This is a genomic window from Vibrio algarum, from assembly GCF_028204155.1.
In the GTDB taxonomy this organism is placed as follows: domain Bacteria; phylum Pseudomonadota; class Gammaproteobacteria; order Enterobacterales; family Vibrionaceae; genus Vibrio; species Vibrio algarum.
On sequence record NZ_JAQLOI010000001.1, the window covers coordinates 1566028 to 1590063 of the forward strand.

The window sequence follows — 24036 nt, forward strand, 5'->3', positions numbered from 1 at the left end:
ATTTACCTTAGAAATATTTTTAGAATTAGCTTTTGAACGAGACCACCATAAGGAGGATGAATCAATTTGCCACTGTTGAAAGTTCCTCGTTGTAAAACGGTTTTAGCATGGCTTAGTGTTTTGAAGCCTTCTATTCCGTGATAGTGCCCAATCCCTGATGGGCCAATACCACCAAAAGGCGCATCCTCTGCCGCAACGTGAAAGACAGTTTCGTTAATACAAACTCCCCCAGAGTGGGTCTGTTCAAGTACTTGGCGCTGAACGGATTTGTTATAACTCATCAAATAAAGAGCTAGTGGCCTTGGGTTGCTCTTAACAAAGTTAATCGCTTCAGATAGAGACTCATATGGGACAATAGGAAAAAGTGGTCCGAAAATTTCTTCCTGCATGACTCTCATATCACTATTTACATTCGAGATTATTTGAGTCGGCCATTTTTTTGATCCAGTATCGAGTAATTTTGGGTTCTGTCCATTTAAAGGGGTTTTGGTTATCTCATGAGTGTTGGCGGAATGGATAATTGCACCCTTTGCTAAAGCATCCTCCAAAACGGATTCTATTCTTTCTGCTTGGCGAGTATTAATTATTTGACTGTAATCTTTATTGTTTTCGAAATCTGGATAGAGTTGCTGAAACTTCGCTCGGTATGCTGCGATAAACTCGTCTACCTTATTTTTGGGGCACAGTGTGTAATCCGGTGAAACACAGATTTGTCCTGCGTTTAAACATTTACCATAAATTAGGCGTTCTACTGCTGTTTCTATCGGCATGTCCTCACCAATTATCACAGGTGATTTGCCTCCGAGTTCCAACGTCACTGGTGTGAGGTTATCTGCAGCAGCACGCATTACGTGTTTGCCTACCGGTGTAGACCCTGTGAATAAAATATGGTCGAACGGTAATGTGGTAAAGGCTCTTGCCGTTTCTGCCTCACCTTCAATGATAGCAACCTCTTGCTCTGAGAATATCGAATTAACCAGACTCGTTAGTACTTTATTGGTTTCAGGTGTGAACTCAGATACTTTTATCATGGTGCGATTTCCGGCCGCAATAGAAGTCACAAGTGGGCTTAGTGAAAGCATAATAGGAAAGTTCCACGGAGCGATTATACCTACAACCCCTTTTGGTTGGTACTCAACCCGCACGGATGCAGGTGCAAGTAACAAACCAGCGTGCCTTTTGCTTGGTTTCATCCACTTTTTTAGTTTTTTGAGTGTGTAGTTTATATGGCTAACAACGGGAAGAATGTCTCCGATAAGACTGTCGTGCTCTGAACGGTAACCAAAATCCGCACTCATTGCTGAAACAAGATCTTCTTTATAGTGTAGAACTGCGGTTTTTAGCGCTTTTAATTGACTGACTCGTACTTGATAAGTCGGTGATGGATAGTGTGAGTATTGCTGTTTTTGCTGTGCAAAAATATCAAACAATGGCTGGAGGCCATCATCTAAATGTTGTGTAGGTGAATATGTTGTCATTAGTACTATCCTTACATTAAAGTAAACCGACTAATCAGTCGGTTGAATAGTAATTGAAAAAAACAGGGATAGCAATGGGGTTGATTTATCTTCTAAACCTGCGCCAAATAATCATTTACTTTTTGTTTTAATTGAATTTTATGCTGTTTCTCTATAAATGAAGCGTCGATAGCATTGAGTGATAATTGCGCTAATTCTCGCTTGGAAAAAGGCAATGCAGAGGCAACAGCAAGAAAATTATCAGTCATGTAGCCACCAAAATAAGCGGGATCATCCGAATTGATTGTTACTTGTAGTCCTCTTCTTAGCAATTGAAGGATATTGTGTTGAGACATCGATTCGAAAACCTTGAGTTTAGTGTTTGACAGTGGACAGATGGTTAATGGCATCTTGGATTCCGCTAGTGAAACCATAAGGCTTTCGCTGTCGATGCATCGAACACCATGGTCAACTCTATCTACCTTTAAGTCCTCGATAGCGTCAATAATATTTTGGGCGGGGCCTTCTTCACCTGCGTGGGCGACAGCTAAAAAACCATGCTCTTGAGCTTGTTTAAAGACACGTTCAAACTTTTTAGGTGGGTGTCCTTGCTCTGATGAATCTAGACCGACAGCAATAATTTTGTCTTTGTGCTTGAGCGCGAGTTCTAGTGTTGAAAAAGCGTCGTCTTCACTGAGGTGGCGCAGAAAGCACATAATCAGGTTACTAGTGATGCCTAATTCATGTTCAGCTCTTTTGAGTGCTTTATGAATGCCGCCAACGACTATATCGAACGATATATCACGCTCTGTGTGCGTCTGCGGGTCAAAAAATATTTCGGTGTGTACCACATTATCTATTTTGCATTTAAGCAGGTAAGCCCATGTTAGATCGTAAAAATCTTGTTCGTGTAATAAAACGTTAGCACCTTGGTAATAGATATCTAAAAAAGATTGAAGGTTATCAAATTGGTAGGCTGCGCGAATTTCGTTCGTCGATTTATAGGGGAGTTCAATTTGATTTCTTTTGGCTAACTCAAACATGAGCTCTGGTTCTAGTGAGCCTTCAATATGGAGGTGTAGTTCTATCTTAGGTAGCTGTTGGATAAATACTTCTATATCTGCGTTATTATCAATAAAATCTTTATTGCTCATAGGGCTACCTCTAGTGTTGTCTTTTCTTAAAGGTATATGAGTTATGGTTTAGCTGCAAATAAGAAGCGCAAATATTAATTGAATACTTGACTATACTTATATCAATAGTAGAAGGGTTTGAGAGGTGAAGTATGGTTGATTTTGTAGAAAAACTTCGCTTAAAAGGCAAAGCCGAAGAAGATATCTATTTTGCGAAGCACGATAAAGAACTTATAGAAGCGATGCACAGGCGTGCAGACAATCTTGCTTTGGAAAGTGAGCTATCGTTGAGTGATGAAGATATAGAAATAGTAACTAATGCTGCGAAAGAGAAGTAAATTACAGACATTAAAAAAGGCTAACTTAGTTAGCCTTTAGTTCTGATTATCTTAGGAAAGTCATCTTCTTTGATGCTTCTTTCCAAAAACGACCACGACAGCGTTTTAGCTGCGCTCGTCTTGTTCTTCTAATCATAACTTTCCTCTTCTTATATTATTTTAGATGTAGCCTATTTGAAGGAACGTCAAGTCACGTTTCATAAGATATTAACAACAAGATTACATTTGTAAAGTGATAGATATCACGTTACCGCCTTCATTTTTCGATTTGACAGCAAATTGACGTAATCCAAAAGTAGTAAAGAACGCATGTATTTCTTATGGGTATACCTTAAAAGAAAACCATCAAATAACTGAAGGTAACGTTAGGGATTAATAAGGTTAAAAACCGTATTTGATGCGCTTGATCAGTAAGTCGATAAACTACCTCTTTAGGGTTATAACATTTTGATAACATTGGTGCGCCATGCACTATCAGAATGCGCTTAAATATTTACCTTGCGAGTTAATATCACCTTATCTATTGATATTTAAAGTAAAAATCGTATTGGCATACAACTTGATATCTATAAATAGGTAACGCTACAAATTGATGCAGTTTTTACTTCAATAATCGGTAACCAGAATGATGCGATTGACAAAGCAACAGTCTGAAAAAATGAAGTGCATCTATATTTCAATTTTGAATTATTAATACCTAAAGAATTAACTTTAAGCAGCGATGAAATGGAGAGTTCGGATGCGACAGAAATCAGGGATAAAAAAGGCAGTGAAATTGGCGACTGGAATCGCTTTATCTGCTTCATGTTTAATGAGCAATGCGTGGGCAGAAATAGGAGAGCCCGAAATAGATGAATTGAAATTTGGTTTTATTAAGTTAACTGATATGGCTCCTTTGGCTGTTGCGTATGAGAAAGGTTTTTTTGAAGACGAGGGTTTATATGTAACGCTTGAAGCGCAAGCAAACTGGAAAGTGCTTTTAGACAGAGTTATAGACGGTGAGTTAGACGGTGCGCATATGTTAGCTGGACAGCCGTTAGGCGCAACGATAGGTATAGGTACACAAGCCGAAATTATTACTGCGTTTAGTATGGATCTTAATGGTAATGCCATTACGGTTTCGAATGATACGTGGGAACAGATGAAACCACATTTAGAAATGCAGGCAGATGGCAAACCTGTTCATCCAATAAAAGCTGACGCCTTAAAACCAGTTGTTACGAGCTATCAAGACCAAGGGAAACCTTTCAATATGGGTATGGTTTTTCCAGTTTCGACGCATAACTACGAGCTGCGTTACTGGTTAGCTGCTGGTGGTATACACCCAGGGTTTTATGCCCCTAAAGCGGGTGATAACAGCGGACAAATTAGTGCAGACGTTCTTTTGTCGGTAACACCGCCACCACAAATGCCAGCAACAATGGAAGCGGGTACGATTAAAGGCTATTGCGTAGGTGAACCATGGAACCAACAAGCCGTGTTTAAAAATATCGGAGTGCCTGTTGTAACAGATTATGAAATATGGAAAAACAATCCAGAAAAAGTATTCGGTGTATCAAAAGGTTGGGCTGATAAATATCCAAACACCCATATTAGAGTGGTAAAAGCGTTGATTCGTGCAGCCGCATGGTTGGATGAAAACGATAATGCTAACCGTGGCGAAGCGGTAAAAATGCTGGCTAAAAGTGATTATGTAGGCGCTGATGCCGAAGTTATAGCTAACAGTATGACGGGTACATTTGAGTATGAAAAAGGTGATAAGCGACAAGTGCCGGACTTCAATGTTTTTTTCCGCTATAACGCAACGTTCCCTTATTACAGTGACGCTATTTGGTACCTGACACAGATGCGTCGTTGGGGACAAATACCTGAAGAAAAAGCAGATGACTGGTATATGGATATCGCGAAAAAAGTATATCGTCCAGACGTTTATCAACAAGCGGCTGAGGCGCTAATAGAAGAAGGGGCTTTAAAAGCTAGCGATTTCCCAGTATTTGAATCAGAAGATGGCTTTAGAGCACCACAAACGCATTTCATTGATGATGTTGTGTATGACGGACGTCAACCAAATGATTATTTGCAGAAATTTTCTATTGGTCTAAAAGGTGCCGATAAAGTCTAACGTTATCGAACATTAGATAGGTACCGCGAATATGGGGTATGTGAGATTGCTCTTTCCCATCCACCCCATATTTGCGTTAAGTAAAAGGCTAAGGAGTCGTTATGTCTAGCAATGTTATTTCTATTTTGCCATCTACTAAATTAGTGGTTAGTCAATCGAAACTGTTTGTGTATCCAGTTTTGGGCTTTGTTTTATTTTTACTGATTTGGCATATGTCAGCTAAACAGGTTCAAACTTCACTTGGAGCGCTTCCAGGTCCCGTTCAAACATATACACAGTTCGTTAATCTGATTGATGAACACTTTTCGGAGCGGGAAAAAGGCGTCGCTTTTATTGAAAGACAAGAGAAACGTAATGCGGCCAAATTGGCTAAAAATCCAGATGCGAAAGTAAAAATTAGACCATATACAGGTAAGCCTACATTTTTTGATCAAATAGGTACCAGTTTAATTACGGTCGCTTCTGGTTTCATTTTGGCTTCCGTTATAGCTATCCCAGCAGGAATTATTCTCGGACTTAATCAAGGTTTATATCAGGCGTTTAACCCAATCATCCAATTACTAAAACCGGTTTCACCTTTGGCTTGGTTACCCATTGTTACTATGGTGGTTAGTGCTTCTTATGTCAGTAGTGACCCGTTAGTGCCGAAGTCATTCGTAACCTCGTTAATTACCGTCGCACTTTGTAGTCTGTGGCCCACACTTATTAACACGGCAGTTGGTGTTACAAGCGTTGACAAAGACCTTATCAATGTTAGTAAAGTACTTCGACTATCGTGGTGGCAACATATCCGTACCATTGTGCTTCCTTCCGCTATTCCGATGATATTTACAGGTTTGCGCCTTTCGTTAGGTATTGCTTGGATGGTACTGATTGCTGCAGAAATGTTGGCTCAAAACCCAGGGTTAGGAAAGTTTGTTTGGGATGAGTTCCAAAATGGAAGCTCTGCATCACTTGGTCGTATTATGGTTGCTGTGATCACTATTGGGTTTATTGGTCTGCTTCTAGATAGGGGCATGCTAACAATACAGAAAAAGCTTTCTTGGAATAAAACACAAGAACTTAGATAACTGGGAAAAAGGAATAAAGTTATGTCAAAAGTATTATTGGATTTAACCCAGTTAGGTATGCGTTTTCCAACGCCTAAAGGTGAATTTGTTGCGCTTAGAGATGTAAATCTTAACATTAAGCAAGGAGAGTTTGTGTCATTAATAGGCCACTCTGGGTGTGGTAAATCTACCGTTCTTAACCTTGTCGCTGGGCTTCTTGAAGCGACGGATGGTGGTGTAATCTTAGATGGAAAAGAAGTTGTTGGTCCCGGCCCAGAGCGAGCTGTCGTTTTTCAAAACCACTCATTGTTACCGTGGCTGACGGTATATCAAAACGTGGAGCTTGCGGTAAAACAGATAGCTAAAGGAAAAACCAAAGCGTGGGTCAAAGAGCAAGTAGAGCACTATTTAGAACTTATTCAAATGCAGCATGCATCAGATAAAAAGCCAGATGAGATTTCGGGTGGTATGAAACAGCGTGTCGGGATAGCTAGAGCTTTGGCACTTAAGCCAAAAGTATTGCTGATGGATGAGCCTTTTGGTGCGCTAGATGCTCTAACTCGTGCTCATCTTCAGGATTCTTTGATGAAGATACAAGCTGACCTAAATAATACCGTGATTATGATAACGCATGATGTGGATGAGGCGGTTTTATTATCAGATAAAATTGTCATGATGACTAATGGGCCAGCGGCAACCATCGGTGAAGTTCTAGATATTGAATTAGAAAGACCGCGTGACCGTGTAGCGTTAGCAGATAATGTAAAGTATCAAAAATACAGGCAATCCGTACTTCGATTCTTGTACGAAAAACAGGTTAAAGTGGAAGTTCTAGCGTCCAACGAGTCGTCAGACAAATCGAAACAACAAAAGTCCGCCAAAATTGCGTAATCTAATAACATCTCGATTCCTGTAATGACTTTGCCCTCGAAAGAGGGTTTTTTTACCTGCGGAGTCATTAGACATATTGAGTATTTTGAAAACGTTGTATGCAGCGTATAGTTGAGTAAATAATAACTAAAAGTGGATAAGATGCGAAAAATGCCAACATTAATATTGACCGTAGTTGCGTTGGCTTGGTCTCTAAACGCATTTGCACAGACCCAAGTAAAGGTATCTCTCTTACTATTCAATGGGAAACAGAGAGAGGTTTATCATAGTCAGTTCGCTCAATTTCAAAATGAAAATCCAGACCTCAGGCTAGTTATACAAGACTACGAAGCAGAAAAGTATAAGGCAGCGATACCTGAATGGTTAGCTCGAGATTCACACAGTGATGTGATGTACTGGTTTAGTGGTGAAAGGTTGAATTGGTTTGTTAAACAAAATTGGATACAACCTATCGATGACGTTTGGGAGAGTAGCAATTGGGACAAAATGCTTTCAGTTGGCTCTAAAAGTACGGTATTGATCAATAACCATTTATACGCATTGCCAATGCATTATTACCCTTGGGCTATCTACTACAAAAAATCGTTATTTAAAAAATATGATATTCCTGTGCCAACTGATTGGACTACTTTTCTACAAGCAGGAGAATTGCTCAAACAGAACCGGATTGCTCCGATTGCGGTGGGTAGTGTAAATAACTGGCCATTTGCGGCTTGGTTTGATTATCTAAATTTACGTATTAATGGTATTGATTTTCACAAGCAGTTAATGAGCGGTGAAGCTGATTATCAAAGCGATGAAGTAAGGCAAGTGTTCAGATATTGGCAATATTTGATTGAAAATGAATTTTTCATTAAAGGTCATGAGAAGTACACATGGAAAGAAGTGTTGCCTTACCTATATCGAGAAAAAGCAGGCATGATGTTGATGGGCAATTTCTGGACATCACAGATCCCTGACAACCTGGTTGAAGAATTTGAATTAATTCGGTTTCCGATGATTAAACCTGAGATGCCTTTTTATGAAGAAGCTCCAACTAATGTCTGGTTTATACCTAAAAATCGCCAGAATCATGAAGGTGCCGTGCGGTTTTTAACATTTATGGCTAGACAAGATGTTCAAGAAAAAATCAATCAAGCAATCGGTATGTTAGCGCCTAATCGCTATTCTGAAGTCGGTGAAAATCACTTTCTACAAACAGGGAAAGAGGTGTTAGATAGTGCAGCTGGTTTGTCGCAGTTTTATGATAGAGATAATCCTCAACCTATTGCTACTCGAGGCATAAAGCTAATGGGGCAATTCGCCAAAAATCCAAAAGAGCTAAATTCAATTCTCAAACAGTTCGATGAATTGGCACAAGAGAGTTTCAAATAGGGGTATTTCTATACCCCTTGACAACAAAGTTATTTTTAAAGCGTCAGTCTCAAAACTATCTCGATAGTCATTTTAAATTGAGTGTTCGGTTTGTAAAAACACTCAAGGAAAATGACATCACAAACATAGCTGGCGTAAATTTTTATCCCCACCACATAGTTTGCAGTTATTTTTATTAGCTAAATACATATAAATACATTGACGATTAATATGATTGGTTAATTATGATTTTTATATTTATTCTGAAATTGTAGTTATATTTTAAATGTGAGCTTATTAACTAGGTCGTTATACTGATTTTTCTATTACATCCATGAAATAAATGGGGGTTTAGAGTAATGCCTTCGTGAGTAACTTCTTTTATGTTGTTGTTTTAAAGGTGTTTTTATATTTTATTTCTTTTATTTTTTATCTATTTATGTTTCATGGTGCTTTCAAGTATATTTGTCGTGATGGACTTCAAGTTTTAATTTTTCTTCAGTGAATAAGATTCTTTGCATCGAAAAAATAAAAATAATCTTAAAAAATATAGGTGTTAATATGAAGAAATATACCATTTTACCTCTTTCAGTGGCGATCGCTTCGGCTTTATCTTCTGGCGTTGTATTGGCTAATGAAGAGGCCTTTGAAGTTCAAGCAATAGATGATCAACAGCCTCTCATTATTAACTCAGAAACTGACGTTACCGAAGGTGTTGTGTTTTCTGGCTATGCTCGTTATGGCGCTGCTTATCAGGCGGGTGATTCAAAATTAGTATCGCCTGCTGGTAACTTAAATGGTGTTTCTGCGGGTCGTTTAGGAAATGAAGACAATGGCGGTGAGTTCCAAATAGCAAAAGCATTCAATGGCGCTAACGGCACTATTTGGGATGTTGTTGTAATGGCGGAACATTGGTTCAACTCAGCGTGGTCTGATAATAGTGCGGGTCTTGATCTGAAAAAAGCTTATGCAGGCGTGACAAATGTCTTCGAATCCCAACCGAATATGTACTTTTGGGCAGGGCGAGATTTTCATCAACGTCCCCAACTAGGGCTAAATGATTACTTCTGGATGACCCATGATGGTCAAGGTGGTGGTTTCTATAATATGGACCTTGGTGGCGTTAACCTAGATTTAAGTGTTGTTGGTGCGGTAGACGGTGCTGGTGGGTCATTAGTCAATGATAATGGTAAGTATGCCCTTACATCAAAGCTTCATGGCATTGAATTTTCAGAAACGGCAAACCTGTCCATTTATGCTAACTACGGGTTTGCCTCGGAGCAAGCCAAAGGCGAAGATTACTATGATACAACCGCGTATCAGATAGCGGGTGAATTAAACTTTAGTGGTCAACGATTGATTGTTCGTTATTCAGAAAATGCTTTAGATAGTGTTTATGATTTAGCAGAAGGGCGTACAGCTTTACTTGTTAACTTTGATGGTAGCCAAGCCATCACTGATAAAGCCGCCATTGAATATTTAGCGTCTTATCAAAAATTAGAAGAAGATGATAAGTTTGAAGAAAACCGAATAAACTATAATGCGATTGTTCGACCTACTTATGCTTGGGATGATGTTCATTCAACATGGCTTGAAGCTGGCTATAGCGTTGTAGATTATGAAGACAGTAGTGAAAATAACTCTGCTTGGAAAGTGACACTATCGCAAAATATTTCAATTGGTTCTGAAACATGGGATCGTCCAATGCTTCGTTTTTATGCCACAGTTGGTGAGGCAGACAATAAACATGATGATAGCAAATATGACACATTTACGATTGGTGCAATGTGGGAAGCTTGGTGGTAAGTGAGCGAGTAGAAGTAAGTTATTGTCTTTGAGTGACGTGTTTTCAATGAGTATAAAGGGGCAAATTTAGATTTGTATACTGATTGCAATAAGAGTTCTTAATAGGGAAGAATGGATAACCGTTTGGCTCAGACAATTAAAGGGCACTAGATGTGCCCTTTATGTTAACTTTCTTTTAACCTATAGGTTAAATAACGCTTTTTAATTGTATGATTAGGTGCAACTAAATAAAGTTATTCTTACCACCATGCTTCAAACATTGCGCCTAAGCTAACGGTATCGGTTGTGGTGCTAGAAGCCCCTTGTGGTGATACATCTTTTTCACCCACTGTGGCGTAGAAACGAAGCATTGGACGGCTCCAAGGTAGGCCACCAATTGAGACGTTTTGAGAAAGCGTTACTTTCCAACCATCCGTTTCGTCACCGCTGTCTTCGTCAACTAAAGCATAGCCAGCTTCAATCCATGTAGAGTGAATGTCATTCCAACGATATTGAGGACGAACGATTAAGCTGTATTCATTTTGATCGGTAGCGTCATCACCAGATTGATTATAGTAAGCGGCTAGGTAGTTGATGTTCCAGTTTTCACTAGCGTCAAATCCACCTTCATAACTGACAAATAAGCTTTGAAAATCACCTTTAAGACCCATGACGGAGTTGTTTGCACCATCACCATATCGAAGATGTAAGCTATCAGAATTAAATTTGATGTGGGTACCTACTAACCATGCTGTTTCGTTATCTAGGCCATCCGCTTGAATATCGTCATCTTCCGAAGTAAAACCAAAGTGTGCGTATGCGTCCAATTTAGCCATTCCAGCATCGATGTCTTTAAACTTAGCAGTAATTGCATATTTACCGTTATCATTTCCTAAAGAACCATCGTTATCATCGACCCCGCCAACAACACCAAAATCAAATTTTGCTCCACCTACATCAAGGTTTTTGAAACCACCACCTTGACCATCTTCTATTGTGACGTAGTAATCGTTTAAGCCTTGTTGCAATCGAGCATGGAAATCTCTACCAGCCCAGACGTACATATCAGGCTGTGATTCGAAGATATTTGAAGCGCCAGCGTAGAATCTTTTCATGTTTACACCGCCAGTAGATCCCCATTGGTCATTTGACCAGTGTTCTACCATGACAGCAAGATCCCACACCGCACCATTGTCTGCGGTGTATTTCTTAGCAATACCGTACTCACCACCGTTGGCTTCATTACCCAAACGACCAACTGTCTGTCCTGTGCTGCCGATTCCGTTTACATAGCGAGCATCACCACTTTGAAACTGTGCACCATAGCGAGCGTAGCCAAAAAATCTGAGGTCATTTGCTTTGTCTGCCATCAGTTTTTGCAAATCATCGATTTGAGTTTGCATATTTATATTTTCGTCGGCTGCTGAAGCGCTAAATGCTGTGAGAGAGGATGCCACTGCGAGAGCGAGAGATAAAACCTTAAAGTTTTTCATGTTCGTTCCTTAAATTATTGTAGGTCTTGTAGTTTCGAAAGTAATATTAAGAAATGAAACGTTTGAAAAGCCTCTTTTACTTCACATGTTTTGCGAGAAATAAATTGTGTGAAACAAAATCATATATTTAATTATTCGGTTTTATTGCCTTGAGATAATAAGTTTCAATGGTTGCGATGGATTTTATATTGCCCGTGTTTATTTTTGCAATCGCTTTCATTTCATGATTTATATATGTCTCTGTCACGATTTTTTATTGATGCATTCTCAATTTGATTGTGTTTTGAGTGAAAGTTTTCATATATATGAAAACTTTCACTATGTTCGTTGTAATTGTGTCGATGTTAAAATCTTCTATTTGAAAGCATTCAATACAAAGTACTGTAAATAGGGGTGTTTAGTTGGCAGCAAGGTTAAATGTTGATGATTTGTTATTGGTCAGGGTGGGGAGGCGTAAGTTTTGGATTTGTCCGGGTTGAATATAAAGGGAGTTTAAAAAATAATAGATTATGAAATGGAAGTGGATAGGTAATGCTGACGTTTTATTATATTTTATTTGATCTGGGTTTTATATTTCATGAAACAAATAAAACTAGCATTCATTGGCTTGGTGAATGTGTTTTGTTTGAGGCCTTTATTTATGTGGTGGTGTCTATTCTTTGATTTTAAATTATACTGTTGATTGTTTCATGGGTCTTTTAATATCGAGTAAATGTGACTTGGTGCTGATTTTTAACTTGTGTCTATTATTAGTATTACTTTTCCAATCTGTGTTTAAGTTTATTTAGGCTATGAATGAACGGCGCTAAGAAAAATTTTAGCAGTATCCATTTTAGCGATCTTTAACTTGTGCCAAATTGAAAGAACCTTATTGGAATGTAATACCTTGTATAACGCTGTCCTTTTAGTGATGAATTAGCGTATTTCAGGGAGGCAGAACCCTTTGCATACGCTTTGTTAACTCCATAATTTACGGGCACTTCGGTGCCCGGATTTTTATGAGTTTCAATGTGAAACTATTCATTTTAATTCATGAAACTAAATAATTATTAGGTGATGTTATAGGTTGCCTTCTTCTGAAGGCCTTGTTTTTAAAGGGCTAGTTAATGATATTAGTGAGTCATCGCGGAAAATATTTCATGAAACAGTTTCATGGGGAGATGTTTTCCTGTCGGTGTTTTCAAGCTTTTGTAGTTCTAATTCGTCACCTTAATTTCAACGTGACCCAGTTCACGAATTACCATTGCAATTACTCTATTATCTTCGGCATGAAAGCGGTTTCCAATGTGAAGGCAACAGATTAGAGGGAGGCATGATGATGGCAACAATTAAAGATGTATCTGAATATGCTGGTGTCTCTCAAGCAACGGTTTCACGTGTAGTAAACGGCTCTACGAGAGTAAGCCACGATAAAAAATTGTTGGTAGAAAAAGCGATAAAAAAATTAGGTTATAGACCAAATTCTATCGCTCAAGCACTCGCTTCTAGCCGTACAGGAAGCATAGGTGTAGTAGTGCCCGAACTCGCAGGTTTTTATTCTGGGATGCTACAAGCAATAGAAGATCAACTTCGCCGGTTTGGTTATCACCTCATAGTGACCGCCGGTTCTAACGATGAATGTGGTCAAAAGCAAGCGATTGACTTTTTGTTAAGTCGACGTGTAGATGCATTGATATTACATACTCAGCACGTTTCTGACGACTATCTAATTGGATTGGAAGCACAGGGTATTCAGCTCGCCTTAGTGAACCGTTTTATCCCAGAACTAAGCAATAGCTGTATAGAACTAGATAATGAACTGGGTGCAAACATCGCTACTAAATATCTGATAGATATGGGGCACCGTGAAATTGCATGTATCACTGGCCCTCTATCAAAGTCAGATGCTCGAGGGCGGTTACAAGGCTACCGTGATGCCTTAGAAGAGGCTGATATTGAGTATTGTGAGTCTCGCGTGGTTGAAGCTGGATTTACTGAAGAAACAGGCGCTAGCGCCATGAACAAACTTCTAAATCGCGATTGCAGTTTTAGTGCGGTTTTTGCGGCAAATGACCATATGGCCTTTGGCGCGTTTGAAGAGATGAAAAAAGCCAATTTATTGGTTCCTAAAGATGTTTCCCTCGTTGGTTTCGACAACATTTTATTTGCTCGATATCTCACTCCAGGGTTAACAACCGTAGATTTTCCAATAGAACGAATGAGTACTGAAGCAGTGCAGTTGATTCTTCAGAAACTTATTAAAAAGAAAACAGAAGTAGATTTTAAACTTTCACCCTCTTTAGTGGTTAGAGAGTCGGTGAGAAAACACATAACTAATATATAACAATGAAGGATTATAAGATGAACCTTAAGACTCTTACGCTATCCAGTGCTGTTGCTTTAGGACTAGCAGCGACAGCCAATGCTGCCGACACGAATATCCGTTTTGATGGATTTCCAGACTTCGATAGTAGCTTGAAAGTTATCCTTCCTGACTTTGAAAAACAGTCAGGTATCAAAGTAGATTACCTAATGAATAACCACGGTGACCATCATACTAAGCTGACGACTAACTTGGCGACAGGTTCAGGAGCAGGTGATGTTATCGTTGTTGATGTGGAAAAAATTGGACCTTTCGTTGCTTCAGGTGGCCTTGTTAACTTATCTGAGCAGTATGGTGCAGACAAATATGAAGAGAGTTTTGCTCCTTATGCATGGGCTCAAGGCAAAGGTGGTGACGGTGCTGTATATGGTATCCCTGTAGACTTAGGTCCTGGTGTTATGTATTACCGTACCGACATTCTTGATAAAGAAGGCGTTAAACAAGAAACAGTTATCAAGGATTGGGATTCTTATATCGAGTATGGCAAGAAACTAAAACAAGATGATATCTATCTTATTGCTTCTGCTGCGGATGTAGCACAAGCGATTATCTTCACAACGGTTCCTGAAGGTGAAGGACTGTACTTCGATGCAGACGGTAAGCCAGTTGTTACTTCAGAACGTTTTGTTCACGCTTTTGAAGTTGCTAAACAGATCCGAGAAAATGGCTTAGATGCACGCATTACTGCATGGTCAAACGAATGGTATGAAGGTTTCCGTAATGGCACGTTCGCTACTCAGCTTTCTGGCGCATGGTTACTAGGTCACCTACAAAACTGGATTGCACCAGAAACAAGCGGTAAGTGGGGTGTGTCAAACCTTCCTGATGGAATTTACGGTAGTTGGGGTGGTTCATTCCTTTCTATTCCTAAGCAATCTGAAAAGCAAGATGATGCTTGGAAATTGATTGAATATATGACAACCAACCGTGATGTTCAGCTTAAGCATTTTGAAACAATTGCCGCGTTCCCTGCAAATACAACCACTTACGATGACAAATTGTTTGATGAAAAAGTTGAGTTCTTAGGTGGTCAGCAAGCACGTCAATTGTTTGCTGAAGTAGCGAAAAACATCAAGCCAGTCGATCCAGGCCGTGGTGACCATGTTGCACGTTCAATCATCTTGGAAAATGCGTTGATGGAAGTACTTGATGAAGGTAAAGATATCAAAACAGCACTTAGTGAAGCAGAACGTTTAATCCTACGTCGTACACGTAACCTTAAGTAATTATAAGTAAATTTTAGAGGCGTGCTGCCCGTTAGTGGCCACGCCTCTACCTAGTGAGGTCGTTATTATGAGTCAGGCAATGAAGGACACTGTATTGTCGAATCAGGAGGAACTTTCTGAGAAGAAAGGGTTTCTTTCATGGTTAAATATGAAAGCGCTTACACCGTATGGTTTCCTTCTACCATTTTTGATTATTTTTTCTGTTTTTGGCGTTTTTCCGCTACTATTTTCTGTCTACTTGTCGTTTCATGCATGGAACCCTGTAGAAGGTCTTGCCGCGATGAATTTTGTTGGGTTAGAAAACTACAGTATAGCGTTAACAGACCCATGGCTATGGCGTTCTCTTAAGAATACGTTTTGGCTTGCTATTACATCTGGTGTTGCTCAGCATTTAGTAGCGATACCGGTCGCTTATATCCTTGTTTCGCTAGGTGATAGGTTACGTCACTGGCTGACATCAGCATATTTCCTGCCATACATTACTTCGACGGTAGCTGCGTCTTTGATTTTCTTCAATATGTATTCTCCAAATTCTGGTGTTATTAACCAAGCGTTAATGGGCTTAGCGGACAGTACGTTATTGGGTTGGGCATTCGCGTGGGTGAATGACTATCAGCCTATCCGTTGGTTGGATGACGCCTCTTTCATCAAACCATCCATTGCAATAGTTGTGTTCTGGAAATATACCGGTTTCAACATTGTGCTTTATACAACCGGATTGATGACGATACCGAAAGATATTTTAGAAGCGGCAAGAATGGATGGTGCGAATGCACTACACCGATTCTGGCACGTTTCACTTCCTATGATCAGACCCTTTGTTTTCTTCGCAGTGACAATGACGATCATTGGTAATTTACAGTTGTTTGAAGAACCGTTCGTATTGACTAAAGGCCTGGGTGGTACGGGACAAGCTGGTCTAACGATTTCTATGTACTTGTATAAAGTAGGTTGGGAATGGTTAGAAATGGGTACGGCGTCTGCTATCTCATGGTTATTGTTTGCACTGATTGCATTCTTTACAACACTTCAATTTATATTCTTTGGTAAAAAAGGCTTAGGGGAGCAGTAAGATGAGTTTAAATGCACTAAAGCCAAGCTATGATGTTTCAGAGCTGATCACTAAAATTTTATTGGCTGCGTTAGCTGCCGTTCTCATTGTATCTGCATTGATAACCGTGTTCCCATTTCTATGGTCAGCGTTGTTATCCACTCGCGATCGTTCTGAGATTTTTGGTTCTGGCATCAGTCTAATGATGGGTGACAGCTTAACGATTAATTATGAAAAGTTACTGGAAATCATGCCTTTTTGGCAGGCGATGTTTAATAGTATCTACGTCGCTTTTCTAGGTACGACAATCTCGCTTCTGTTTTGTAGCATGGGTGGGTATGCGTTTGCCGTATTTAAGTTTAAAGGTAAGAACATCCTATTTGGAATGTTGGTAGGGTCGATGATGATCCCACCTGTACTGAGCCTTATTCCTTATTTCATGATTGTTAAGTTCTTAGGCTTAATGGATAACCATATGGCGGTTTGGCTTCCGTTTACTACCACACCATTTGGTATTTTCCTAATGCGTCAACACGTGATTGCTTCTATTCCCAAAGAGTTATTGGAAGCCTCTAAGCTAGACGGAGCAGGTGAGCTTAGAACCTATTGGAGCGTAGTTCTTCCATTGATGAAACCCGCATTAGCGACCCTTGCTATTGTGCAGTTCGTCTTCTTCTGGAACTCGTTTATGCAACCGTTAGTGGTACTAACGTCACCAGAAAACTACGTGATTACTCAGGCTCTAAGAAGTGTTCAAGGTATACCAAATACCCCATGGGGAGCAGTAATGCTTGGTACGACTATTTCGATACTTCCGCTTGTAACTGCTTACTTATTCGCATCTAAACAGATGATAAGTGGGTTAACTTCTGGTGCGGTGAAGGGTTGATTCTTAAAGAATTGAAACTAGCTAAAGACTAATTAATGCGATGCGAGTGCAATACTTCTTTTAGATCAGCGCTCGCAGGCGGAGAAAAAATTATGGCAAATGTAGTATTTAAAGATATTAAAAAATCCTTCGGCGATGTTGAAGTAGTAAAACAGTTCGATTTTGAAGTTGCAGATGGTGAATTCGTTGTTTTTTTAGGCCCATCAGGTTGCGGTAAATCAACCACTTTACGCATGCTTGCAGGTTTAGAGAGCATCACATCAGGTGAAGTTTATGTTGGCGGAAAACTGATGAACAAGGTGGATGCCAAAGACCGCGATTTAGCTATGGTATTCCAAAGCTATGCGCTATATCCACATATGACAGTCTATGAAAACATCGCGTTTGCTCTTAAGTTAAAAGGGATGCCGAAAGCTGAAATTGATGTTGAAGTGCGCAAGGCGACAAAAATGCTAGAACTTGATCCACTTCTCGATCGTAAGCCAAAAGAACTTTCGGGCGGGCAACGTCAACGTGTGGCTATGGGGCGCGCAATGGTTCGTACTCCGAAAGTATTCTTGTTTGATGAGCCTTTATCAAATCTGGATGCGAAACTTCGTGGTGTTATGCGTGAAGAGATAAAACAGCTACATCGTGAGTTAAAAACGACCACGATTTATGTAACACACGATCAGATAGAAGCAATGACGCTCGCTGACCGCATTGTTATCTTAAAAGATGGGTATGTTGAGCAAGTCGGAACACCAACGGACGTATTTAAGCGCCCTGCGAATAAGTTCGTTGCTCAGTTTATCGGTAACCCGTCAATGAATATGCTAGATGCAAAGCTTGTCGATACCGATGGTGAATGGTTTATTCAAATTGGAGATATTTCAATTCCATTACCAGAGCGTTTTAAAGCCCATGCGACTAAAAATCTTGCATTGCATATGGGACTTCGCCCGACAGATGTTCATTTACGCAGTGAGCAAGTTGAGCATGACAGAGTATTACCTGTTCCTGTGTCTATTCAAGATAAAGAACTGCTTGGCGCAAGTATCTTACTTAAAACTACGGTCGCGGATCAGCAGATGATGGTTGAATCACAAGCGGCAGAAGTGGACGTAACTAGCGCTACACTCTACATCGACCTAGATGCTATTCATCTATTCGATGCGCTAAGTGGAAAATCGCTAGCTTCAAAACTATAACTATAAAAAGATACCGAGAGTTTAAGTTTAATCGCGCTGTTGTTTAGGACAGCGCATAAGGATTTGTAATGAAATTTGGTTTTTTTGACGACAAGAAAAAAGAATATGTAACAACAACACCTGTAACGCCTATTAAATGGAGTAACTACGTTGGTACATTAAATTTTGGCGGTATCGTTGATAGCAACGGTGGCGTACTTATTTGTAAGGGTGATCCCGCTTTAAATCGTATTACTAAATACGTCGCGCAGATGCCTAACTCAGACTTTAAAGGCTCTACTTTATATTTGAAAGTACGTAACAAAGCGGGTGATGTAGAGATTTTTTCTCCATTTTTCACTCCTACGTTGAAGCCACTAGAAAAATTTGAAAACCACACTGGTCTTTCTTACACAACAATCATCTCTGAAGCATTTGGTGTGCGTAGTGAAGTAACTTTTTTTGTTCCCAAGAATGAAGAAGTGCTTCTGCAAGATATCAAGATAACTAACATCTCTGATGAAGAGTTGCATGTCGACGTTGTACCAGTGTTCGAATTTACGCACTTTGATGCTCTCAAGCAGTTGCTTAATGCGGACTGGGTTCCTCAAACTATGACGTTAAATGCGCATACGCAAGACTCCGGACACGTGGTACTAGAGCAGTACGCATTCATGAAGCGTGATATTGCAGTTAACCTAATGACAGCAGATAGAGTTGCGACCTCTTTTGATGGTGACCGTCAGCAATTCCTTGGTGATTTTGGTTACGGCAGTTGGGCTGCGCCGATGGCACTGCAAGGTGACGAGCTAGGCAATACAGAGTGTTTACGTGGTGACAACATTGGTGCACTAAACCTCAGATTAGGTTGGATTTCAAAAGGTGATACGGAAAGAACCGTTGTTCAGCTTACTCAACAAGCTAGCGTAGATGACGCTACTGCTCTAATGGCGAAATATCGTGATCATAGCAATGTAGATAACGCGTTTGCTGAGTTGTCTTCTGATTGGGATGTCTACTTAGACACACTTCAGGTAACGACCCCAGACGACTCTATGAACTCAATGTTAAATATTCATAATCCTCGCCAGTGCCATACGACAAAAAATTGGTCTCGTTACCTTTCTTTGTATCAACTTGGTTATGGTGCTCGTGGTATCGGTTTCCGTGACTCATCTCAAGATACTCTAGGCGTTATTGCACATATGCCTGAAGAAGCCCGTGAATTTATAGAGCGTTTGTTGTCGGTTCAAAAACGCAATGGTTCAGCGATGCACCAGTTTTTCCCTTCCACTATGGAAGCGAATGAAGGGGATTCTAGGGAAGAGGAAGACCGTCCAAATTACTATGGTGATGACCACCTATGGATTATCTATGCCGTTACTCAATATGTAAAAGAGACGGGCAATAGCGATTTTCTGAATAAGGTTATCCCTTACTATGAAAAAGACAGCGATAACGCGCCGCTAGAAAAAGGGACAGTTTGGAATCACCTCTGTCGTTCAATCGAGTTTACTCGCACAAACACGGGTTCACATGGCCTACCTTTGCTTGGCTTTGCTGATTGGAACGATACGGTAAACCTGCCAACCGGTGCTGAGTCACTGATGGTGGCAAATATGTACGGAAAAGCATTATTGGATATGCTTGACCTTTGTAAAGTGCGTAACGAAGTGCAACTTAGTGAAGAGTTTTCTGCCCAATATAAACATATGCAGAAAGTGGTGAATGAACACGGTTGGGATGGCGAGTGGTATGTGCGCTACTATGACGAAAATGGTGCACCTATTGGCTCACATAGCAACGAGCAAGGTCAAATATATACTAATGGTCAGAGCTGGCCAGTCATCTCTGGGTTTGCTACAGAAGAGAGAGCAAATCAGGCACTTGATTCAGTAAATAATAAGCTAAACACGGCCAATGGTATCAAACTATCAACACCTGGTTATAACGGTTTTGAGCCTAGGTTAGGTGGTGTTTCTACTTATCCTCCAGGCGCAAAAGAGAATGGCGGTATTTTCTTACATTCTAACCCTTGGGTAATGATTGCCGAAGCGAAGATGGGTAACGGCGAGCGCGCTTATGAGTATTATCGCCAGATTAACCCAGCATCAAAGAATGAGGATTTGGACACGTTTGAATCAGAACCATACTGCTACCCTCAAAATATTTTAGGGGATGAGCATAAACAGTTTGGTTTAGGTCGAAATGCTTGGCTTTCAGGTACTTCAGCTTGGACATATGTGGCAGGTACTCAGTGGATCCTCGGTGTTAGACCTGAGGTCGACGGACTACTTGTTGACCCATGTATTCCTGCCAGTTGGCCTGAATTTACGGTTAAACGTAAGTTCCGCGGAGCAACCTATATTATTCATGTATCTAATCCTAATTCAGTCTGTAAAGGCGTACAAGAAATGCGAGTAGATGGTGAATTGATTGAAGGCAATAAAGCCCCAGTATTTACCTCCGGCGAGCACAAGATTGACGTGATACTCGGCTAAATAAAATAGACGCGCGATTTGTTAGTGTGAAGATAAGCTGACAGCAGAAACATTGCGCGTCTTTCAAATCATAATTAGGTTTAGATGATGAGAAATACGATTCCATACACAAGTTTTACTGGTGTTTCAGAACAGATTTGCGCGCAAGGTAATGCGGTAGAATTTATTCAACCGTGGTATTCGCCTATTTCAACGACACCAAACAATACGGGTATGGCGGTAGGCGGAATAGGGAGCACCTTTACGTTAACACCTTTAGGTAATACCCCAAGCTTTGCGTTTATCCCCGGTATTTATATTGATAACAACGACAACCAGTTTAACCTTAACAACTTTTTTGCTTCAGTCTCGGATAAACTCAGCCTAGATAACCTAGCGATAACTGATTTGGATAAGCTCGAGCAATTTCTTCATTTTTATCCCGCGAATTTCCTAGGTAAGCCACTGAATGTTTCGACACCTGAGAGTGCTCTTACTTTAATAAAACAGTCGTTGAAATCTGGTGATTTTTACTTAGAAAACGAGAAAAATTTCACGAAATGGAAGATTGAGTTCACCGAAAAAACAGCAGCATCAATTAAATTGGATAGCCAATCTGTTGATACTCAGTTGATGGTTGCTTTGGACTTTTTCAACGGTCTACTGATCAATAGCAGTTCTCAGACGGTTTCTCTTACTGCTCAGTCTGTTCATGAAGGAATTGATGCGGTCTCAGAAAGCGATATTGAGTATCAAGTGTTATATCCAATGGCGCAGTATCAATACTCAGCGTTCAGTGAAATCAGTATCCAACGAAAAGTGGTTTCCCCTATTGTTCGAGGGGATAAAAAACTATGCTCATTACCAATGCACTGGAATGAGTTTGAAGTTACGAACCGAACAGACAAACCCAAGTCAGTCACTTTAGTCCAGTCCCTTAAAAACCTTATAGGATCAAACTATGTGAAGCAGCGTCCGGGTGTACAGGACTCTTCCTGTACGTTGACGCAGAACCCAGTAAAACAATCTCATAGTGGTTATGAAATTAATAACGGGTCAAGCCATCGTTTTTCCGGCGTGACACTAGAAAGTCAGTCGCCTTATCAGTCTGATGTTGATGGTGAGATACTCTTTGGTGCACATGTTGAGCAATCGTTATTAGAAAATCAGTCGGTAACGGTATCGACCAAACCTTCGGTTTATTGTGCCAACGAGCAAGGCGCGATTGTTGATGCACTTAATACGGGTCGTGTTAACGCGCATTTTGATAGCGGAATTTACAGTGGCCGCGAGGCTCTTGCCGCGTTAGTTACTGTGCAAATTGACTTAGAGCCCCACCAAGCAATAAGCGTTCGGTTTGTACAAGTAATGGATCACAGCAAAATAATGCTGCAAGACTGGCAGAGTGAGAAGGCTTACACCCAGTTTTACGAAAAAGAACATCGCTCGGCTAAAATTATGGAAGATGTGTTGCCAAGTATCGATATGATAGAGCAGCGGATTATTTCCGAGCAGGAAAGCTATTTAAAACAAGCAAAACAAGCGATGGGTGAGAATTCGTCTGCAATTAGTTTTGCGACTATGGCTATGAATACGCTTTCATTTCTTGCTGAATCCACAGTATGGGATAGCAAGGATAAGTTCTTAGTAAAAGAATGTGTTGATTATCCATTCTTTAACTCTCTTGATGTTTATTTCTATGGTTCATTTTCACTTCTTTATTTGTTGCCAGAGCTAGATGGCTGCGTAATGAAAGAGTTTTCAAACGCTATACTTGCCGAAGACGCCACAAAACGCCGATTCTGGGAGTATGAAGATAAGCCAAGCGCAGAACTTATCGATGCAAAGTATGAAGGTGTGCGAGCTATTCGCGGCGCTGTAATACATGATCTTGGTAGCCCGTTTGATATTCAACCGGACGCTTACACTTGGCATAATGTGAAAGAATGGAAAGATTTAGCACCTAAGTATGTGTTAATGGTTTTACGTCATTTCAAGCAAACTAACGACTTTTCCATTGTTGAATCATGTTGGCAAGCAGTGAAAGAGAGTATTCAGTACCTTGTTAACCTTATTGAAGAAGGTGATGCGTTACCTCTCACAAGAGGTACAGACGATACTTTTGATAACCTAGCATCACACGGTATATCGGTATATTGCGCGAGCCTTTGGGTTGCGGGCCTGTATGCGGGTTCAGAATTAGCCAAGTTAATGAACGAACATGAGCTTGCAATAGATTACAGTGATCGTGCTAGCAACGCTTTGTCAGTGTTGGAGCGAGGTTTATGGGACGAGCAAAAAGGGTATTTTCATTTCTACGTGACACCAATTCAAGCTAAACACTTAACGGGAGAGAGTTTTCAAGAGTTGGCGACGTTAGGGTTAAACCTAACAGGTAACTGTGTCGTAGATAAAGATATCTTAAATGAGTATCTAGATTGTACACATGAAAGTTCAAATGAAAGCAAAATCCAATCAAGATACCAAGCGAAGCAACGTCTTGTAGACATCGCTCCACTGGCCTTTACTGCTGAGTATAATTCGATCATTGAGATGGACTCAGACAATAGCTTTGGTGATGCACTACTTGCCGATAGTTATCTTAAGCTATTAGGGTTAAACGGCTTGTTTAGTAAAGACAAAGTAGAGCGAGCCTTAGATTATGTTTTTGAAACCAACTACAAAATCAACAGTCCTAAACTTGGTATAGCCAATATGACATTGGAAAACGGCATGCCGCATGATGCTTTCCAGGCGCAAGATGTGTGGATTGGGGTGCAGTTTAGTGTCGCTTCCGCATTGCGACTTAGTGGCAAAAACGAACAGGCTATAGAGTTAATGGATACGGTCTACGATGCACTGTACCATCAGTCTAAAATACCATTTGCAGCACCAGAAGGTTTTAACTGCTCTGTGACTGTATCGCTGGCTGACTTAATGGCTGAGTTTTCGATTTCTGAAACGTTAGCATATCAATGGCATGCACTTTTAACTCAAACAGGGTGTTTGTTTGAAGACCAACGTGTGAATCCATTTATAACTCAAGATATCAAGACGTTTGGCCAATTGATCAGTCCGATTATTGCAGATGAATACGTGGCGAAACTGCATGTTTGGTTGCAAAATACCGGATTAAAATATACAGCGGGTCGTTATTTCAGACCGGGGATGATATTTGCTTATTTACCCGAAGTTTTGCATTAATTGGATGTCTTTGCTTAATTAAGTAGAATATTGT

At 40.2% G+C, this 24036-nt stretch carries 16 protein-coding genes; 13 read left to right on the plus strand and 3 right to left on the minus strand.

Annotation, left to right across the window (positions count from 1 at the left end; all coding sequences use genetic code 11):
• Window positions 1-2: 2 nt before the first annotated feature.
• A complete protein-coding gene (locus PGX00_RS07590) occupies window positions 3-1478 on the minus strand; it encodes a coniferyl aldehyde dehydrogenase (protein ID WP_272134190.1) in 1476 nt (491 codons plus the stop codon).
• A gap of 92 nt (window positions 1479-1570) precedes the next feature.
• Window positions 1571-2575, minus strand: coding sequence for an adenosine deaminase (locus tag PGX00_RS07595; protein ID WP_272137978.1), 1005 nt, complete (start codon window positions 2573-2575; stop codon window positions 1571-1573).
• A gap of 167 nt (window positions 2576-2742) precedes the next feature.
• On the opposite strand from PGX00_RS07595, the gene PGX00_RS07600 reads away from it, so the two are divergent.
• The 6 genes from PGX00_RS07600 to PGX00_RS07625 all read left to right on the plus strand — a co-directional run bounded on the left by PGX00_RS07600 (window position 2743) and on the right by PGX00_RS07625 (window position 10149).
• On the plus strand, window positions 2743-2928 hold the full coding sequence (locus PGX00_RS07600; protein ID WP_272134192.1) for a hypothetical protein: 186 nt from the start codon (window positions 2743-2745) through the stop codon (window positions 2926-2928).
• Between the two features lie 811 nt (window positions 2929-3739).
• The gene (locus PGX00_RS07605) at window positions 3740-5050 is read left to right on the plus strand and encodes a CmpA/NrtA family ABC transporter substrate-binding protein (RefSeq protein WP_272137980.1); all 1311 of its coding nucleotides are present in this window, start codon (window positions 3740-3742) and stop codon (window positions 5048-5050) included.
• Window positions 5051-5151: 101 nt separating this feature from the next.
• Window positions 5152-6120: an ABC transporter permease gene (locus tag PGX00_RS07610; protein ID WP_272134194.1), complete on the plus strand. Its 969-nt coding sequence runs from the start codon at window positions 5152-5154 to the stop codon at window positions 6118-6120.
• Window positions 6121-6141: 21 nt separating this feature from the next.
• Window positions 6142-6990 carry an ABC transporter ATP-binding protein gene (locus PGX00_RS07615; RefSeq protein ID WP_272134196.1) on the plus strand — a complete coding sequence of 283 codons (849 nt, stop codon included), beginning with the start codon at window positions 6142-6144 and terminating at the stop codon, window positions 6988-6990.
• A 150-nt stretch (window positions 6991-7140) separates the two neighbouring features.
• Complete coding sequence (locus tag PGX00_RS07620) at window positions 7141-8364, plus strand: ABC transporter substrate-binding protein (RefSeq protein ID WP_272134198.1); 1224 nt, start codon at window positions 7141-7143, stop codon at window positions 8362-8364.
• Between the two features lie 540 nt (window positions 8365-8904).
• Window positions 8905-10149: a carbohydrate porin gene (locus PGX00_RS07625; protein WP_272134200.1), complete on the plus strand. Its 1245-nt coding sequence runs from the start codon at window positions 8905-8907 to the stop codon at window positions 10147-10149.
• A gap of 239 nt (window positions 10150-10388) precedes the next feature.
• Here PGX00_RS07625 and PGX00_RS07630 read toward each other — a convergent pair whose 3' ends face one another.
• A complete protein-coding gene (locus PGX00_RS07630; protein ID WP_272134202.1) occupies window positions 10389-11621 on the minus strand; it encodes a carbohydrate porin in 1233 nt (410 codons plus the stop codon).
• 1318 nt (window positions 11622-12939) lie between these two features.
• Here PGX00_RS07630 and PGX00_RS07635 point away from each other — a divergent pair.
• The 7 genes from PGX00_RS07635 to PGX00_RS07665 all read left to right on the plus strand — a co-directional run bounded on the left by PGX00_RS07635 (window position 12940) and on the right by PGX00_RS07665 (window position 24002).
• Window positions 12940-13944 (plus strand): LacI family DNA-binding transcriptional regulator, encoded by a 1005-nt coding sequence (locus tag PGX00_RS07635; RefSeq protein ID WP_272134204.1) that lies wholly within the window; start codon window positions 12940-12942, stop codon window positions 13942-13944.
• A 17-nt stretch (window positions 13945-13961) separates the two neighbouring features.
• Window positions 13962-15209: an ABC transporter substrate-binding protein gene (locus PGX00_RS07640; protein WP_272134206.1), complete on the plus strand. Its 1248-nt coding sequence runs from the start codon at window positions 13962-13964 to the stop codon at window positions 15207-15209.
• A gap of 67 nt (window positions 15210-15276) precedes the next feature.
• Window positions 15277-16281: a carbohydrate ABC transporter permease gene (locus PGX00_RS07645; protein WP_272134207.1), complete on the plus strand. Its 1005-nt coding sequence runs from the start codon at window positions 15277-15279 to the stop codon at window positions 16279-16281.
• A gap of 1 nt (window position 16282) precedes the next feature.
• Window positions 16283-17149 carry a carbohydrate ABC transporter permease gene (locus tag PGX00_RS07650; protein WP_272134208.1) on the plus strand — a complete coding sequence of 289 codons (867 nt, stop codon included), beginning with the start codon at window positions 16283-16285 and terminating at the stop codon, window positions 17147-17149.
• Window positions 17150-17241: 92 nt separating this feature from the next.
• Window positions 17242-18339 carry an ABC transporter ATP-binding protein gene (locus PGX00_RS07655; protein ID WP_272134210.1) on the plus strand — a complete coding sequence of 366 codons (1098 nt, stop codon included), beginning with the start codon at window positions 17242-17244 and terminating at the stop codon, window positions 18337-18339.
• A 68-nt stretch (window positions 18340-18407) separates the two neighbouring features.
• Window positions 18408-20819 (plus strand): GH36-type glycosyl hydrolase domain-containing protein, encoded by a 2412-nt coding sequence (locus tag PGX00_RS07660; protein ID WP_272134212.1) that lies wholly within the window; start codon window positions 18408-18410, stop codon window positions 20817-20819.
• Between the two features lie 87 nt (window positions 20820-20906).
• Complete coding sequence (locus PGX00_RS07665) at window positions 20907-24002, plus strand: GH116 family glycosyl hydrolase (protein ID WP_272134214.1); 3096 nt, start codon at window positions 20907-20909, stop codon at window positions 24000-24002.
• Window positions 24003-24036: the final 34 nt, after the last annotated feature.